The sequence below is a fragment of the Kitasatospora sp. NPDC059803 genome, assembly GCF_042732255.1.
Lineage (GTDB): Bacteria > Actinomycetota > Actinomycetes > Streptomycetales > Streptomycetaceae > Kitasatospora.
The window spans coordinates 9,003-25,256 of sequence record NZ_JBHWIJ010000015.1; the positions used below are offsets into that span (position 1 = coordinate 9,003).

Here is a 16,254-nt window from a genome sequence, read left to right on the forward strand (position 1 = left end):
GCCGCCGAAACGATTCGCTCAGGCGTCGCCGATGAAGTGGTCAAGCTCGCCAGCCTTCGCCCCCTGGAGGAACGCAGCGAACTTGTGGGCGGCGGTGCGGACGATGACCTCGCCTTCGTCGGACTCCCGGAGCTCGATCAGTCCGTCGGCGGCCCGTACCTCAACACAGTTGTCACTTGAGGCTGAGTAGCTGGACTTCTGCCACACAGAGCTAGACATGCTTACCTGCCATTTCTTCCTTGATTGACCGCATGAAGTCTCGTGACTCCTCTTCGGAGAGTGCGGTGGAATCCATGCTGGCAAGGAGGGCCCGGAACCTTGCGAGGTGGGCCGGGCTGTCGAAGAGCCGGCCGCCGTGACCAGTATCCATCTGTGCGGCGTCCAGCTCGGTGATCGGCCCTTCGGCATAGGTGAAGTTCTCGCACGCACTCGGGACAGCGCCAGCGGCGAACGGCACGACTCGAACCGAGATGCTGGGCTGCTCCGAGTCCGCAATGAGAGCGTCGATCTGCTCGACGTTGACCCTCGGATCACTGAACTGCATACGCAGAGCTGCCTCGTGGATGAAGGCGGAGTACGGCTTCGCCCCGGAGCGGATGATGCGCTGTCGCTGCATGCGGAAGGCCGTCTTGAGATCGACCTCGTGGCGCAGCGGCGGTGGATAGGCCTGTGCGAACAACGCGGCGGTATAGGACCCGGTCTGGAGCAGTCCGGGGACGAAGGTGGTCCCGTAGACCGAGAGCCTACGAGCATGCCCCTCAAGCTCAGCGATGTCGAGGAAGTCCGTTGCCAGTGCCTCTCGGTACTCCTCCCACCATCCAGCCCTTCCTCGCTCGGTGATGACGTCGGCGAGCGCGTCGATCAGAGGCTGGTTGGCGCACATGCACGTTGTGGCGATCGTGTGCAGCCGCTCCACGCTGATGCCGATCTTCCCCGACTCCATCTGCGTCACCTGCGCCGGGTTCATGCCGACCTCGCGGCCGAGCTGGCTGCCGCCGAGGCCGGCCTGCTCTCGCATTCTTCGCAGTTCTGCTCCCAGCCTGCGCTGACGAAGTGTGGGGTTCGTACGAGCCATGGCTTCCTTCCGGGGCAAGAGTGGTCCCAGTCTGCCGCGCTGGCCAGACATGGGTCCATCCGGGGCAGTGGCCACGATCGAGGGAATATCTGGATTCCATGGAAAATTTTCCATGGCCGTGAGTTATGGTCACTCTCGGGTCGATCCGACGGATCGTCAGCAATGGCTGTTCCGAAGGCAACCCTTCCCTCTCTCCCCACACCAGCAGCCTCGCGGAGGTTCCCGTGTGCACCCTCAACACCCCCTCGCTCGCGCTCGCCCGGCAGTCCCTGCGGGACGCCCTGACCCGCTCCGGGTGGGACGCCGAGACCATCTTCTTCGCTGAACTCGCCCTGGCCGAACTGGTCGTCAACGCGTGGCGGCACGGTAAGACCGCCTCCCCCGTCGTCCTCCTCTCCCTCCTCGACGGCACCCTCCGGGTCTCCGTCTCGGACGAGAGCGACGTCTTCCCCGAACGACGCCAGCTCCCCGCCCTGGCCACGACCGGACGGGGGCTCCAGCTCATCGAGGGGCTCACGCACCGCTGGGGCGTGGACTCCCAGGAGCGCGGCAAAACGGTCTGGTACGAGCTGGACTTCGCCGCGTGAGCGCCGCCCGCGAACCCGTCGCACCGGACGACCCCCGGATGCGCGACTACACCCAGCCCCAGATCGTCGCCCTACTCGGCGAGGTGCACCAGCGCGGACGCTCCTACGGTCTCCTCTGGGGCTCCGCCTTCCCCCACGAGACCACCCTCGACGGCCGTATCCTCGTCGACTTCGGCAACGCGCCCGTGAGCACTCTGCTCAACCTCCTCCACCTCCTCCGCGACGTGGAACGGGACGAGGCGTGGGGGTGATGAACTTCTTCGTCGGAGCCGTTCCCCTCAGAATTCCGCGCCCCGACGACCGCAACAACCGGCGCTGAACACACGCGAAGGCCCTCGCCCCAGGGATTGGGCGAGGGCCTCGCGGCGTCCGGGAGCTACGGGGTCAGCCCCCGGACGGGTTCTTGGGAGCACCTCCACCGCCGAAGCCACCGCCGAAACCGCCCGCGCCGCCCGCCCCGGCCGCCGCGCCTTCGACGAGCTGGCTGGCCGCGTAGCCGCCGTTGGCGTCGGGGGTGCCGATGACGGTCACGCTCTGGCCGGGCTGGAGGTCGGCGACCTTGCCCTCCTTGTTGAGCTGGACCTTCGTCGCGTCGCCGGTGGTGACCTTGACGGTGTTGCCGTTGGCGTCGGTCAGGTAGACGGTGTTGCCGTCGACGGCCTTGACCGTGCCCCTGGTGAGCCCGGCCTGCCCGCCCTGGCCCTGGCCAGCGCCCTGACCGGCACCCTGCCCACCCCGGCGAGACCCGCTCTGCCCGTACCCCCCGCCACCACCACCCGCCCCGGCCGCCCGCTGCTGCCCGGCGGCGGAAGCCGTCGCGTGCGAGGCACCGCTGTTCGTCCCGTGGTTCTGCTGGTACCAGACCCCGCCCGCGAAGGCCCCGCTGGCGATGACGCCCCCCGCCAGCACCAGGCTGAGCCAGGGCAGCTTGCGGCGCGGCGGGGCGGCGAGCTCGGCGGTGACGTCGCGGGCGTCTGGCGGGGTGGCGAGCAGGGCGACCTGCTCGGCCGGCGTGCTGCTGCTGACCGTGGCGATCTCGTTGCTCATGGGAGTCCTACTCGTGCCGGAGGGCGTCGATCGGCCGCAGCGAGGCGGCCCGGTTGGCGGGGTAGCTGCCGAAGAACAGCCCGATGGCGACGGCGATGCCGAACGCGCCGATCACGGATTCGGGGATCACCACCGGTTTGATGCCGACGATGCTGAAGTGCGAGCCGGCGATCCCGGCGGCCACCCCGAGCCCGGCGCCGAGCACCGAGAGCAGGGTCGATTCGGTGAGGAACTGCCCGAGGATCACCGCGCGTGGGGCGCCGAGCGCCTTGCGGATGCCGATCTCCCTGGTCCGCTCGGTGACCGTCACCAGCATGATGTTGGTGATCCCGATCCCGCCGACGAGCAGCGAGATCGCCGCCACCGCGCCGAGCAGCACGGTGAAGGTCTTGGTGGTGCTCTCCCTCGCCGTGAGCAGCGAGGACTGGCTGGTGATCCGGAAGTCGGCCTTGGTCGGGTCGGCGATGGCGTGGGTGCCGAGCAGCACCCGGGTGATCTCGGCCTGGGCCGCGGTCGTGCTGTCGGCCGAACTGGCCTGCACCAGGATCTGGTTGACCGATCCGAAGCCGGTAAAGGCGTTCTGCACGGTCGGCAGCGGGGCGATCACCACGTCGTCCGGGTCGGTGAAGCCGCTGCCGCCCTTGGCCTGGAGTACGCCGACCACGGTGAACGGCGTGCCGCCGAGGACGATCTTCTTGCCGACCGGGTCCGCGGTGTCGAACAGCTGCTTGGCCGTCGTGGCGCCGAGCACCGCGACCTTGCGCGAGCCGAGCACGTCGTCGTCGGTGAAGTACTCGCCGTACGCGACCTTCTGGTTGGCGGTCTCGAAGTACGCCGGGTAGGTGCCGACGATCGAGCCGGGGCTGTACGAGATGTCCCCGTACAGCGCCGTCCCGCTGGTGGTGACCACGGGGGCGACCGACTTGATCGCGGTCGAGTCGGTGTCGGCGGCCAGCGCCTTGGCGTCGGCGACCGTCAGCTTCTTCACCGAGGAGGTGGCACGGGAGCCGCCGCTGGCCGAACCGGAGCTGACCGTGAGCGAGTTGGTGCCGAGCGAGGTGATCGACTCCTTCACCGCGACCGACGAGCCGTTGCCGACGGCCAGCAGCAGGATCACCGAGGCGACGCCGATCAGCACCCCGAGCATGGTGAGCGCCGAGCGCACCTTGTTGGCGGCCAGGCCGCCGACCGCGAAGCGGAGCATCTGCCAGAGGATCACGCCGGCACTCCCAGCTCGCGCAGCAGCGGCGGCGGCCCGTCCACCGGGGCCTGCCGGACGTCGCTGACGATCCGGCCGTCGACCAGCCGGAGCACCCGCTTGGCGTGCCGCGCGACTTCGTCCTCGTGGGTGATCAGGACGACGGTGCGGCCGGTGGCGTTGAGCGCGTCGACGAGGTCGAGGACCTCCTCTGTGGAGCGGCTGTCCAGGTTGCCGGTGGGCTCGTCGGCGAGCAGCATCGCCGGTGCGGTGACCAGTGCCCGGGCGACCGCGACGCGCTGCTGCTGGCCGCCGGAGAGCTGGTTGGGCCGGTGCCCGGCGCGCTCGGCGAGGCCGACCAGGGAGAGCGCGGCCAGGGCCCGGCGGCGCCGTTCCGGGGCCCGGACGCCCGCGTAGGCGAGCGGCAGCTCGACCTGGGCGAGCGCGGTGGTGCGCGGGATCAGGTTGAAGGACTGGAAGACGAAGCCGATCTTGCGGTTGCGGACCAGTGCGAGCTGCCCCTCGTCGAGGTGGCCGACGTCGATGCCGTCCAGCAGGTAGCGGCCGGCGGTCGGGACGTCCAGGCAGCCGAGGATGTTCATCATGGTGGACTTGCCGGAGCCGGAGCTGCCCATCACCGCGACGTAGTCGCCCTGGTGGATGTTCAGGCTGACGCCGAGCGGGCCGCCGGTGTCCGGGTCCTCCGGGCCGTGCAGCGCGTGCACGACGGCGTCGCCGTGCCCGTACGCCTTGGTGATCCGGCGCAGCTGGATGACGGGCGGGGGCGCCGCCGGGACGCGCTTGTCGATGACGTGACGCATGCTCAGCCCTTACCGCCCCGGCCGGCCCCGCCGCCGACGGCACCGCCGCCCCCGCCGCCGACGCCCGCCAGGCCTGCGCCGCCGCCCTGACCGCCGCGGCCCTGACCGCCGCCGACCCCCGGGAAGGAGGCGTTCGGGAAGCCGTTGCCGCCGCTGGTGGTGGGGAGTTCGACCTTGTCACCCTCCTTCAGCCCGGAGACCACCTGCACCGTGCTGTCGCCCTCGACGCCGACCCCGACGCTGACCCGCTCGCTGGAGCCGTCCGGGTGCACCACGGTCGCGGTGCGGCTGGTGCCGGTGCCGGAGAGGGCGGAGGTGGGCAGTGACAGCGCGCTGTCCGCCTCGCCGGTGATCACCTGGACGGTGGCGCTGAGGCCGGTGCGCAGCGCGCTGGTGTCGCCGCTGAGTTGGAGCGTGGCGGCGTACTGGACGGCGGTCGAGCCGGCGCTGCCGCCGCCGCTGCTGGGCAGCGAACTGACGGACAGGACACTGGCGTTGAGCTTGGTGTCGGACTGCGCGTTCAGGGTGACGGTGGCCGCCTCGCCCTTCTTGAGCTTGAGCGAGTCCAGTTCGGAGAAGTTGGCGGTGACCTGCATCCCGGTCGGGTTGGTCAGCACGATGAAGCCGCTCGGCGCGCCGCCCGAAGCGGTGCTGCCGGTGGACGACTTGCCGGTCGACCCGGCCGACCCGGCGGAACCGGAGGAGCCGGACGAGCCACCGGAGCTCGCGCCCACGGTGTCGCCGACCTTCGCCGAGACGGACGCGACCGTCCCGTCCACCGAGGCGGTCAGGGTGGTGCCGGTCAGCGCCGCCTGGGCGTTGGCGAGGGTGGTCTGCGCGGTGGCGACCTGCTGCTGGGCCTGGGCGACGGCCGCGTCGTCGACCTTGGTGGTGGTGATGGTGGTGGTCTGCGGAGCGGGCGTGCTGTTCGCGCCCGCTCCGCGTTCCCCACCACCACCGCCGTTGCCGCCGGCGCCGGAGGTCGCACCCGGCAGCGGCTGGGTGGTCGTGGTGGTGACACCGGCCTGCGCCTTGGTGAGGTTGGCGTTGGCCGTGGTGAGGGACGCCTGGGCGGCGTCCACCTGCTGCTGGGCGGCCGTGGTGTCGACGGTGGCGAGCAGCTGGCCCTTCTTGACGGCGTCCCCGACCGCGACCTTGACCGAGGTGAGCCGGCCGCCGGTGGCGAAGTCCTGGGCCGCGTCGGTCGGTGAGACCAGGGTGCCGGTTCCGGACACGGTGGCCAGGACCGTTCCCTTGGCCACGGTCGCCGTGCGGATCTGGGTCTTGCCGGCGGCGGCACTGGTGCCGCTGTTCACTGTGGCGTACACCAGGGCGGCACCGCCCAGGAGCGCCACGCCGAGCGCGGAGTTGACGAGGACGACGCCTCGCCGTCGCGGGAGCACCTTCATGCCGGACAGCTTTCCTGGGCGCTCTTGCGGAGCCCTGGGCGCGGGCTGGGAGAAGACTGACCGGGCGGATCCGGGCATTCCGGTCACACCGCCCGGTTCGTGCGGGCGCCTTGGCCGTGCCGTGGGCCGTCGTTGGCCGAACTCCCAGCGGGCTCCCAGTGAGTTCCGGTGATCTCCAGCCATCCGGCAGCGCGGCGTCGCGGCCGGCCCGTAGCGCCGGAAACGCCGCAGGGGCGCACCGCGAACCGGTGCACCCCTGCGACGGAACCTACGAAGGAACCTGCGAAATCTACGGAACCCGCGAAACAGCCGGTCAGAGCGTCTTGCGGAACGCCTCCGCCACCGAGAGGAAGATCGAGTTGCCCTCGGTCTCGCCGATCGAGATCCGGACGCCCTCCGGGAACGGCCTGACGATCACCCCGGCCTCGGCGCACGCGACGGCGAACTCCTGCGAGCGCTCGCCGAGGCCCAGCCAGACGAAGTTGGCCTGCGAGTCCGGGATCTCCCAGCCCTGGGCGCGCAGCGCGGCCACCACCCGGGTGCGCTCCTCGACCAGCGCGTCCACCCGCTCCAGCAGCGCCTGCTCGGCGCGCACCGAGGCGACGGCGGCGTTCTGGGCGAGCTGGCTGACGCCGAACGGGACGGCGGTCTTGCGCAGCGCGTTGGCCACCGGCTCGTGCGCGATCGCGAAGCCGACCCGCATGCCCGCGAGGCCGTACGCCTTGGAGAAGGTGCGCAGCACGCAGACGTTGGGGCGGTCCCGGTAGAGGTCGATGCCGTTGGGCACCTCGGGGTCGCGGATGAACTCGATGTACGCCTCGTCGACGACTACCAGGACGTCGGACGGGACGGCGTCCAGGAAGCGCTCCAGCTCGGCGCGGTGGATCACGTTGCCGGTGGGGTTGTTGGGGTTGCAGACGAACACCAGCCGGGTCTTCGGGGTGATCGCGGCGAGCATCGCGTCCAGGTCGTGGTCGCCGGCCTCGGTGATCGGCACCGGGACGGGGGTCGCGCCGGCGACCTGGGTGATGATCGGGTACGCCTCGAAGGAGCGCCAGGCGAAGACCACCTCGTCGCCGGGGCCCGCGGTGGCGAGGATCAGCGACTGGGCGACGCCGACCGAGCCGGTGCCGGTGGCGATGTGCTCGACGGGCACGCCGAAGCGCTCGGCCAGCACCTCGCTGAGCTCGCCGACGGCCATGTCGGGGTAGCGGTTGAGCGAGCCGGCCGCCGCGACCGCCGCCTCCAGCACGCCGGGCAGCGGGTCGTACGGGTTCTCGTTGGAGGACAGCTTGTACGCGTCGGCGCCGGCCGGCTTGCCGGGCTTGTAGGTGGGGATGCCGTCCAGGGTCGGCCGCAGCCGCGGGCCCTGCGCTGACGTACTCGTCACGGTCCTACTCCTTCTCGATGCTGTCCGCGCGCGTTCGGCACGCGTTCGGCGCGTGTTCGGCGCGTGTTCTCCGGTGCGGTCGCCCCCGCCACCTGTGGGATCGCCACCGTGCCCGGGATCTCGGAACGCGTCCGGGGCACCCCGGTCGGGTGCCTTGAACGATACCGACCGCGCTCACCCGTAGGGGTGAGATGCCCGGTCGGGTGACAGGCGCAGATCAGCCATTCTGCCGGGTTCCTTTGGCACATGTCAGAGGTAAGACGGCTGGTTTCGTGCGGGTATCGAAGGAGCGCACCCCGGCTCACTCTTGGAGAAACGTATCTCCAAGGGCTCCCGATGCGCCGGTCACAGACCCTTGTCAGGAGCCATACGATCGGTCCGCCATGACAGCAGCAGCCAACCAGAGCGGTCGGCGTCCCACCACCTCACGGCGTCTGGAGCGGGCCGGCATCCGGGATGTGGCAGCAGCCGCCGGAGTGTCGATCACCACCGTCTCCGACGCGCTGAACGGAAAGGGCCGCCTGCCCGACGAGACCCGCAGCCGGGTGCGCGAGGTCGCCGAACGCCTCGGCTACCGGCCCTCCGCGGCCGCCCGCACCCTGCGCACCGGACGGTCCGGCCTGATCGGGCTGACCGTCACGACCTACGGCGAAGAACCGTTCACCTTCACGGAGTTCGCGTACTTCGCCGAGATGGCCCGGGCCGCCACCAGCGCCGCCCTCGGCCGCGGCTACGCGCTGGTGGTGCTGCCCGCCTCCTCCCGCCACGACGTCTGGGGCAACATCGCCCTGGACGGCACCGTGGTGATCGACCCGCCCGACCAGGACCCCCTGGTCAGCGAGCTGTACCGGTCCGGCGTCCCGGTCGTCAGCGACGGCAAGCCCGGCAACTGCCCGGTCACCGCCTGGGTCGACAACGACCACGAGGCCGCCGTGCTCGGCATCCTCGACCACCTCTCCGAGGCCGGCGCCCGCCGCATCGGCCTGCTCACCGGCACCAGCACCGACACCTACACCCGGCTCTCCACCGAGGCCTACCTCGGCTGGTGCGCCAAGGTCGGCCAGGAGCCGGTCTACGAGGCCTACCCCGCGCACGACCCGGCCGCCGGCGCCGTCGCCGCCGACCGGCTGCTCGCCCGCCCCGACCGGCCCGACGCCGTCTACGGCCTGTTCGACCCCAACGGCACCGACCTGCTCGCCGCCGCCCGCCGCTACGGCCTGCGGGTCCCCGACGACCTGCTGCTGGTCTGCTGCAGCGAGAGCGACGTCTACGCCACCACCGAACCGCCGATCACCACGCTCTCCCTCAAGCCCCGCCGGATCGGCACCACCGTGGTCAACCTGCTCATCGACGCCATCGAGGGCGTCGACTCCGGGACGGGCGTCGACATCGCCCGGCTCTTCCCGCCGCGCTTCCGTACCGCCGGCACCGGCCCGCCACCGGGCACCCTGATGCCGACCGAGCTGATCGTCCGCGCGTCCTCCCTGCGCCGGAGCCCGCGCACCACCGTCAGCCCTCCCCGGCCCCCGGGCGAGGTCTAGACCATACCGAGCCGGGACAAAACGGACCTTGCGGGACGGCCCGGCTGACGCTCCGGAGGATTGGATACCCACCAGGTGACGACGCCGGGAGAGTGGTCTTCCTATGATGGGCGAATGACACCCGAGGACCGCTTCCCCGGGCCTGAACACCCCGACTCAGGCCCCCGCCACCAGCCGGACCTCGACGTGCTGCCGTACGGCACCTACTACGAACCGGAGCCCGCCACCGGCTACCCCGGCACGCCGTACGAAGCGGAGACCTACAGCGGCTACGGCGGAGCCCGCTACCTGGAGCAGCACTGGCCCGCCGACGGGCAGGACCACACCGTGCACGCCCCGGAGAACGCCCCGGTCTTCCACCAGGACCACCCCGGCTCCCACCAGGACCACCCCGGCTACGAGCCGACCCTGCCCGACCAGCAGTCCCCCGGCCACCAGGCCCCCGGCCACCAGGCCCCCGGCCGCGACGACCCGCCGACCATCGAACTCGGCCCGCCGCTGCCCGACCCCTCCGCGCCCAGCTACCCGTACCCCGCCCCCGGCCCCGGCGAGCCCCCCGGCCCGCTCTACGTCGTCGGCGACGTGCACGGCTACCTGGAGGAACTGCGCGCCGAGCTGCGCCACCAGGGCCTGATCGACGCCGAAGGCCACTGGTCCGCCGGCCGCTCCCGGATCTGGTTCCTCGGCGACTTCACCGACCGCGGCCCCGACGGCATCGGCGTCATCGACCTCGTGATGCAGCTCGCCGCCGAAGCCGCCGCCGCCGGCGGCTACTGCCGCGCCCTGATGGGCAATCACGAACTGCTCTTCCTCGGCGCCGCCCGGTACGGCGACGAACCCGTCCAGTCCACCGCCGGCACCGCCTCCTTCCTCGCCGCCTGGCGGCTCAACGGCGGCCAGCAGCACGACCTGGACCGCCTGGAGGGCCACCACATCAGCTGGCTCTCCCGGCTGCCCGCCATCGCGCTGGAGGACGGCCACCTGCTGCTGCACTCCGACACCACCGCGTACCTGGAGTACGGCGAGTCCATCCCCGACGTCAACGACGCCGTCCACAGCCTGCTCGCCGACGAGGGCGTCGACGAGTGGTGGGACTGCTTCCGCCGCTTCACCAAGCGCTTCGCCTTCCGCGGCGACGCCGGCCCGACGGCCGTCCACGAACTCCTCGACACCTACGGCGGCACCCGCATCGTGCACGGGCACAGCCCCATCCCGTACCTCACCGGCGCGGTGCACGCCGACGACGGCCAGCCGCCGCACATCCCCGGCCCCTACGTCTACGCCGACGACCTCGCGGTGGCCATGGACGGCGGCGTCACCATGGAAGGGCGCCTGCTCGTCGCCCGACTCCCCGTCAACTGAGGCCCGCGGGCCAGGGTCGATCGAACGGGCGTTCCCGGCGCCCGGGCCGCCGCACGCGCGCGGGCCGGGGCGCGAAATTCCGGAAACCGACTGTCAGCACGGCCGCGCCCGCCCCTACCATGAGGCACACCACACCCGGCCGCCCGTCCGGCGGCCCGCCTCCGCGCCCGTTTCGGCGCCCCTGAGGGTCCCGCGGCCCCTGGGGCGGAGCGAACCGGGGTGCGCATGAACGGGGTCCCCATGTCCAACCCCCCGCCGCTGCTCGCCGAGGACCGCCCGGAATACGAGCGCCTCCTCGCCGAAGCCCTGCGCGACCGCACCGTCCTCACCGCCCTGCGCGCCCCCGGCGCGCTCACCACCGACCAGCTGCGCATCCGCGCCCTGCGCGACGCCGACGCCATCGCCGCTGCGGCCGCCACCGAGTACGCGCACTACACCCGGCTGCGCGAGACCCTGCGCACCACACCCCCGCCGCCCCCGGGCGCCGAACCCATCGCCCCCGGACTGCTCACCCAACTGCGCTCCGCCAACGGCGGCGCCGGGCTCTTCCCCGTCCTCACCGTGCTCACCCCGGTCCTCGCCTGGACCGCCGCCCTCGTCCTGCTGCTCATCGGCTACCTGCTGCGCGCCGCCAACCCCGACCTCACCCTCGCCCGCAGCCTCGTCACCGCCGGCTGGGTCGCCCTCGCCGCCGGAGTCGCCGCGATGGCCATCGGCATCATCGGACTCGTCCTCACCGCCATACGCGACGGCGGCGCCGCCGCCCCGGCCGGCACCGACCCCGAACTCGCCGCCGAACTCGCCGACGCCCGCCGCGAATGGCGCACCGCGCTGCGCGACCGCGGCCTGCTCCCCTACCTGCACACCCACCTGCCCGCCGTCCCCGCCGGCGCCCCCGACTTCACCAGCCCGGGGTACACCTCACCCGACTTCTCCAGCCCGGGCCCCGTCCCCACCGCCGACTACACCTCGCCCGACTTCACCAGCCCCGGCACCGTCCCCACCCCGGCCCCCGACTTCACCGCCCCCGGCTACACCAGCCCCGCCTTCACCAGCCCCGACGACGTCACCTGAACACCGGACACCGGCGGCCGCCCGCCCAGCAGCCGCTCGCCCAGCGCCCGCTGGCCGCGCGCGAGCCACCCCACCGGCCAGCGCAGCAGCACGTACAGGCAGAGCCCCCAGCCGGCCGCGTGCACCGCCCACACCCCGGCCATGGTCGGGCCGCCCCAGGCCTGGTGGTAGTCCGTGTCCAGGTACCAGACCGGGTACCCGAAGTTCCGCACCGAGTTGAAGAGCGAGTACCCCACCAGCAGGAACGCCGCCGCGTCCAACGGCAACCCGAGCGCCGCCCGCCCCAGCACCCGGCCACCGGTCCAGCCCCGGCCCCCGGACACCCACGCCTGCCACCGCGCGGCCCGACCGGGCCGGCCGGCGAGCACCAGCGCCGCCCCCACCACCCCGGCCGGCAACGCCAGGAAGGCCCGGGCGGCGGTGCTGGTCTGACGGCGGATCGCGGACATCTTCGGGCTCCTCACCCTCGTTCGGCTGTTGGCCTCACCCTCCCGTGACACCGACCGGGCGGTCGTCACACCACGGGGCCGGATCAACCGTCATACCCCGGTACGACGTCCGGTGGTGTGCCGCTGCTCCCCCGCACGGGGGAGCCGGTTCCCCCCGGGTGCAGACCGTCGTCTTCCGGCTCGGCTCACCGGGTTCCGGTGGGCAACAGCCGTCAGGAGGTCAGCAGTTCGGCCGCCGGGGTGTGGTTGCCGGTCGCGGACGCCCCCGCCATCGCCGTGGAGGCCTTCTCCGGGTCGGTACGGGGCGGCACCACCAGGAGGAGGAAGTGATCCTGGAATCCCCGGGTGACGCTGATGGTCGCGTGGCTGCTGGTGAGCCAGTTGACCCTGATCAGGAGGCCGTTCACCACGACGGACCGGGGCACGCCGTCCCAGGCCGAGGTGTCGAGGCCCACCCGGATGATGCGCCCCAGGTGGGCGCCGAGCGCGGTGACCAAGTCCGGCAGTTCGGCCAGCACCCGGTTCGAACGCGGCCACCAGGCGCCGTCGAAGACCCCGCCCCGCGACATCGTCGGCTCCAGCACCAGACGTGGCAGCAACGGGACGCCGGGCACGGACCACGGCCCGGGGGTGGCGGGAACAGGGAGGGGGATCGGCAGCATCAGAAGCCGCCCGTCCGGTCCGCAGGGACCTGTCATGACCTAGGGCGACACCAGCGCCGGTACCGGTATACGGAATGTCCTCGGTTGTCTCCCAACGGTACTCCGCGGCACCCTCCGACGGGCCTCCCGTCACGGGAGTACGCTCGAAGACATCCAGGGCATTCCGCATCCCGGTACCCGTTCCGGCTTCGTTCTGGGTGAAGGGTCGTCCGAGCCGTTCCGGCCGGGCACCCGGGGACGGGAAGCGGTGACCACCGTGACCACTCACGCCCCGCAGGCGGCACGCACCGGGCACGGCCTCACGGTCGCCGACGCGATGGAGCCCTGCGAGTACCAGATAGCCGACGACAGCACCGTCGACCAGGCCAACGACATCCTGCGCGGCGCCCACGTCGAGTACCTGCTCGTCCGCGACCACGACGGCCGGTGCGAGGGGCTGGTCACCCGCACCGGGCTCCACACCTTCCTGGAGCACCCCCGGACCACCGAGCGGACCTCGATCGGCGCCACCGTGCACCAGCGCGGCCCGTTCGCCTGGCCGGCCCTGGGCCTGGCCCTGGCCGCGATCACGATGCGGATCAAACGCATGGCGGTCTGGCCCGTCGTCGACGACGACGGCTACATCCTCGGCATCCTCACCGCCGACCGCGCCACCGGCCTCCTCGAACCCGCCCCCGCCCTCGCCTGACCCGCACCGCACCGACGAAGGCACCGCTGAGGCGCGCTGCTCCGGCTAGGGGCCGATCGAGGCGAAGACCTCGATGTCGCACTTCGCCGCGCCGCTGCGCCTGATCCTCGCGTCACTGGTGATCAGCGGTACGCCGAGGGCTTCCGCCAGGGCGACGTACTGGGCGTCGTAGGCGCTGAGGTTGGCATGCAGCTTCTTCACCCTGTCCCAGAACGCCAGCGTCTCCCGCTTGGCGATGGGAAGCATCCGGTAGGCGGCGACCGCTCGTTCCACTTCCCGCTCGGTCAGCTTGCCGCCCCGCTGCATGCCGAGAAGGGCCGACTGGATCTCGTAGTCCAGGAGGGTGGGGGCGTAGACGTCCCCCGCCGCGGCCACCCGGCCCCGGACGAGTTCCCCGTCCGGGCCGTGCGCCGTGAGGACCAGGACCAAGGCGGAACAGTCGATGACGATCAACGCCCGGCTCGCCCCTCGTCGATGGCCGCGACGACGTCGGCGGCACTGACGCGGGCGGTGGTCTCGCGGTCCAGCCGCGCCATCATCTCCGCCATCGTGGGCCTGGACGTCTCCCTGGCAATCAGGTCCTGCATGAACGCCTGCAGCGACTTGCCGGCCTGGGCGGCGCGGACCTTCAGAGTCTGGATCTGGTCGTCCGGGACGTCCCGGATGGTGAGCGCTGTCATGTCTGCATTCTAGCGCCGATGCCTGCACAATGCAGATATCCAAGCCCGGGCTGTTCGACCGCCGAGCCCTCCCCCGCATCCGGGGGAGGGCTCGCCGTGCGCGGCAGCCTCAGTCGGCGAGGGGGAGGTAGACGCGGTTGCCCTGGGCGGCGAACTCGGCGGACTTCTCCGCCATGCCCGCCAGGGCCTCGGCGTCAAACTCGGTCTCCACGGCGCTGGAACCGTCACCGTGCTCGGCGCGGATCTTCTGACTGATCTTCATCGAGCAGAACTTCGGGCCGCACATGGAGCAGAAGTGGGCCGTCTTGGCGGGTTCGGCGGGGAGGGTCTCGTCGTGGAAGGCGCGGGCGGTCTCCGGGTCGAGGGCCAGGTTGAACTGGTCCTCCCAGCGGAACTCGAAGCGGGCGTCGGAGAGGGCGTCGTCCCAGTCCTGGGCGCCGGGGTGGCCCTTGGCGAGGTCGGCGGCGTGAGCGGCGATCTTGTAGGTGATCACGCCGGTCTTGACGTCGTCGCGGTTGGGCAGGCCCAGGTGCTCCTTGGGCGTGACGTAGCAGAGCATCGCGGTGCCCCACCAGGCGATCATCGCGGCGCCGATGCCCGAGGTGATGTGGTCGTAGCCGGGGGCGACGTCGGTGGTGAGCGGGCCGAGGGTGTAGAACGGCGCCTCGTCGCAGATCTCCTTCTGGAGATCCATGTTCTCCTTGATCTTGTGCATCGGGACGTGGCCCGGGCCTTCGATCATCACCTGGACGTCGCGCTCGCGGGCGATCCGGCCGAGTTCGCCGAGGGTCTGCAGTTCGGCGAACTGCGCCTCGTCGTTGGCGTCCGCGATGGAGCCGGGGCGCAGGCCGTCGCCGAGCGAGAAGGTGACGTCGTAGCGCGCGAGGATGTCGCAGAGCTCCTCGAAGTTGCTGTAGAGGAAGTTCTCCTGGTGGTGCGCCAGGCACCAGGCGGCCATGATCGAGCCGCCGCGCGAGACGATGCCGGTCTTGCGGCGGGCGGTCAGCGGGACGTACCGGAGCAGGACGCCGGCGTGGACGGTCATGTAGTCGACGCCCTGCTCGCACTGCTCGATGACGGTGTCCCGGTACACCTCCCAGCTCAGGTCCTCGGCCTTGCCGTCGACCTTCTCCAGGGCCTGGTAGAGCGGCACGGTGCCGATCGGCACGGGGGAGTTGCGCAGGATCCACTCGCGGGTGGTGTGGATGTTGCGGCCGGTGGAGAGGTCCATGACGGTGTCGGCGCCCCAGCGGGTGGCCCAGGTCATCTTCTCCACCTCCTCCTCGATCGAGGAGGTGACGGCGGAGTTGCCGATGTTGGCGTTGATCTTCACCAGGAAGTTGGTGCCGATGATCGCCGGCTCCACCTCGGGGTGGTTCACGTTGACCGGGATGACGGCCCGGCCGCGGGCCACCTCGGCCCGCACGTACTCGGGGGCGAGGCCCTCGCGCAGCGCCACGAACTCCATCTCGGGGGTGACCACGCCCCGCTTGGCGTAGGCGAGTTGGGTGACGGCGGCACCGCCGCGGCCGCGCAGGGGGCGGCGCGGGCGGCCCGGGAAGACGGCGTCCAGGTTGCGCAGGTTCCCGCCGCGCGGCGAGGTGTGCTTGATCCCGTCGTCCTCGGGGCGGGCCTCGCGGCCGTCGTACTCCTCGACGTCGCCGCGCAGGCGGATCCAGGCGTCGCGCAGGGCGGGCAGGCCGCGCCGCACGTCGGGTTCGTAGGCCTGGTCGGTGTACGGGCCGGAGGTGTCGTACAGCGGGACGGTCCTGCCGTTGGTGAGCTGCACCTCGCGGTACGGGACCCGCAGGTCGGGCCGGGACCCTTCGCGGTAGGCCTTGCGCCAGGCCGGGGTGGGGTAGCCGGTGCCGGCGCTGGTGACGGAGGCGGTGGCGGCCTCGCCGGTCTCGCTGCCGCCGGCCTCGGTGCCGCTGTTCCCGGTGCTGCGGGCAGGCTGCGGCTGTGCTTCGAACGTGGTCATCTGACCTCAAACTCCCTACGCCGGCATTACCCGGTCAGGTTCCTGCGGTCGACGCAGCCGTCGGTCCGTCCGTCGACGTTCCGGTCAGCGCCCTCTCAGCCCGGTGCTCCGAGCTCCCGCGTCGGCAGGCGGTGTTGCCTGCACATGACGCCCAACACCGTAGCGAGCCGATCGCCGCAGGTCCAGCACGCCTCCGGCCGGCCGGACGCCGCGCCGGGGAAGCCGATAGGGGCCGCCCCCCCCCGCCGGGGGGCGCGCGGGCGGGCCCCCCCCCCCCCGCGCGGGGGGGG

The 16,254-nt window shown here is 71.8% G+C and carries 18 protein-coding genes and 1 riboswitch; of the genes, 6 read left to right on the forward strand and 12 right to left on the reverse strand.

Annotated features, from left to right (window positions below):
- Positions 1 to 18: 18 nt before the first annotated feature.
- A complete protein-coding gene (locus tag ACFV6I_RS04235; protein ID WP_380335266.1) occupies positions 19 to 219 on the reverse strand; it encodes a DUF397 domain-containing protein in 201 nt (66 codons plus the stop codon).
- Entirely contained in the window at positions 212 to 1,189 is a 978-nt protein-coding gene (locus ACFV6I_RS04240; protein WP_380423526.1) for a helix-turn-helix domain-containing protein, read from the reverse strand. Before ACFV6I_RS04240 ends, ACFV6I_RS04235 begins: the two co-directional genes overlap by 8 nt.
- A gap of 110 nt (positions 1,190 to 1,299) precedes the next feature.
- Between ACFV6I_RS04240 and ACFV6I_RS04245 the strand changes: the two genes are divergently transcribed.
- Together ACFV6I_RS04245 and ACFV6I_RS04250 are read left to right on the forward strand one after the other, a co-directional pair.
- Positions 1,300 to 1,662 (forward strand): ATP-binding protein, encoded by a 363-nt coding sequence (locus ACFV6I_RS04245; RefSeq protein WP_371517817.1) that lies wholly within the window; start codon positions 1,300 to 1,302, stop codon positions 1,660 to 1,662.
- Positions 1,659 to 1,913, forward strand: a complete 255-nt coding sequence (locus ACFV6I_RS04250) for a hypothetical protein (protein ID WP_063348409.1) — start codon at positions 1,659 to 1,661, stop codon at positions 1,911 to 1,913. Before ACFV6I_RS04245 ends, ACFV6I_RS04250 begins: the two co-directional genes overlap by 4 nt.
- 133 nt (positions 1,914 to 2,046) lie before the next feature.
- Here ACFV6I_RS04250 and ACFV6I_RS04255 read toward each other — a convergent pair whose 3' ends face one another.
- The 5 genes from ACFV6I_RS04255 to hisC all read right to left on the reverse strand — a co-directional run bounded on the left by ACFV6I_RS04255 (position 2,047) and on the right by hisC (position 7,527).
- Entirely contained in the window at positions 2,047 to 2,709 is a 663-nt protein-coding gene (locus ACFV6I_RS04255; RefSeq protein WP_380335259.1) for a hypothetical protein, read from the reverse strand.
- Positions 2,710 to 2,716: 7 nt separating this feature from the next.
- The gene (locus ACFV6I_RS04260; protein ID WP_380335256.1) at positions 2,717 to 3,928 is read right to left on the reverse strand and encodes an ABC transporter permease; all 1,212 of its coding nucleotides are present in this window, start codon (positions 3,926 to 3,928) and stop codon (positions 2,717 to 2,719) included.
- On the reverse strand, positions 3,925 to 4,728 hold the full coding sequence (locus tag ACFV6I_RS04265; RefSeq protein WP_380335253.1) for an ABC transporter ATP-binding protein: 804 nt from the start codon (positions 4,726 to 4,728) through the stop codon (positions 3,925 to 3,927). The genes ACFV6I_RS04260 and ACFV6I_RS04265 overlap by 4 nt, the downstream gene beginning before the upstream one ends.
- A gap of 2 nt (positions 4,729 to 4,730) precedes the next feature.
- A complete protein-coding gene (locus ACFV6I_RS04270) occupies positions 4,731 to 6,137 on the reverse strand; it encodes an efflux RND transporter periplasmic adaptor subunit (RefSeq protein ID WP_380335250.1) in 1,407 nt (468 codons plus the stop codon).
- A gap of 313 nt (positions 6,138 to 6,450) precedes the next feature.
- Entirely contained in the window at positions 6,451 to 7,527 is a 1,077-nt protein-coding gene (hisC, locus tag ACFV6I_RS04275) for a histidinol-phosphate transaminase (protein WP_063348414.1), read from the reverse strand.
- 383 nt (positions 7,528 to 7,910) lie between these two features.
- On the opposite strand from hisC, the gene ACFV6I_RS04280 reads away from it, so the two are divergent.
- The 3 genes from ACFV6I_RS04280 to ACFV6I_RS04290 all read left to right on the forward strand — a co-directional run bounded on the left by ACFV6I_RS04280 (position 7,911) and on the right by ACFV6I_RS04290 (position 11,504).
- Positions 7,911 to 9,068 (forward strand): LacI family DNA-binding transcriptional regulator, encoded by a 1,158-nt coding sequence (locus ACFV6I_RS04280; RefSeq protein WP_063348415.1) that lies wholly within the window; start codon positions 7,911 to 7,913, stop codon positions 9,066 to 9,068.
- Positions 9,069 to 9,182: 114 nt separating this feature from the next.
- Positions 9,183 to 10,430, forward strand: coding sequence for a metallophosphoesterase (locus ACFV6I_RS04285; RefSeq protein WP_380423527.1), 1,248 nt, complete (start codon positions 9,183 to 9,185; stop codon positions 10,428 to 10,430).
- 240 nt (positions 10,431 to 10,670) lie between these two features.
- Entirely contained in the window at positions 10,671 to 11,504 is an 834-nt protein-coding gene (locus ACFV6I_RS04290) for a hypothetical protein (protein ID WP_380423528.1), read from the forward strand.
- On the opposite strand, the gene ACFV6I_RS04295 is transcribed toward ACFV6I_RS04290, so the two are convergent.
- Both ACFV6I_RS04295 and ACFV6I_RS04300 read right to left on the reverse strand, forming a co-directional pair.
- Positions 11,462 to 11,953, reverse strand: a complete 492-nt coding sequence (locus ACFV6I_RS04295; protein ID WP_063348417.1) for a hypothetical protein — start codon at positions 11,951 to 11,953, stop codon at positions 11,462 to 11,464. The two genes, ACFV6I_RS04290 and ACFV6I_RS04295, sit on opposite strands and share 43 nt — an antisense overlap.
- A 212-nt stretch (positions 11,954 to 12,165) precedes the next feature.
- Entirely contained in the window at positions 12,166 to 12,615 is a 450-nt protein-coding gene (locus tag ACFV6I_RS04300) for a DUF5994 family protein (protein WP_063348418.1), read from the reverse strand.
- A gap of 256 nt (positions 12,616 to 12,871) precedes the next feature.
- Here ACFV6I_RS04300 and ACFV6I_RS04305 point away from each other — a divergent pair, with 256 nt between their 5' ends.
- Positions 12,872 to 13,303, forward strand: a complete 432-nt coding sequence (locus ACFV6I_RS04305; RefSeq protein WP_380335244.1) for a CBS domain-containing protein — start codon at positions 12,872 to 12,874, stop codon at positions 13,301 to 13,303.
- 45 nt (positions 13,304 to 13,348) lie between these two features.
- Here the strand turns inward: ACFV6I_RS04305 and ACFV6I_RS04310 are convergent, their stop codons facing one another.
- The 3 genes from ACFV6I_RS04310 to thiC form a co-directional block, all read right to left on the reverse strand.
- Positions 13,349 to 13,756 carry a type II toxin-antitoxin system VapC family toxin gene (locus ACFV6I_RS04310; RefSeq protein WP_380335242.1) on the reverse strand — a complete coding sequence of 136 codons (408 nt, stop codon included), beginning with the start codon at positions 13,754 to 13,756 and terminating at the stop codon, positions 13,349 to 13,351.
- Positions 13,753 to 13,983, reverse strand: a complete 231-nt coding sequence (locus ACFV6I_RS04315; RefSeq protein ID WP_380335241.1) for an antitoxin — start codon at positions 13,981 to 13,983, stop codon at positions 13,753 to 13,755. Before ACFV6I_RS04315 ends, ACFV6I_RS04310 begins: the two co-directional genes overlap by 4 nt.
- Positions 13,984 to 14,092: 109 nt before the next feature.
- A complete protein-coding gene (gene thiC / locus ACFV6I_RS04320) occupies positions 14,093 to 15,964 on the reverse strand; it encodes a phosphomethylpyrimidine synthase ThiC (RefSeq protein WP_363368154.1) in 1,872 nt (623 codons plus the stop codon).
- Positions 15,960 to 16,094: riboswitch (TPP riboswitch) on the reverse strand. (Overlaps the previous gene by 5 nt.)
- Positions 16,095 to 16,254: the final 160 nt, after the last annotated feature.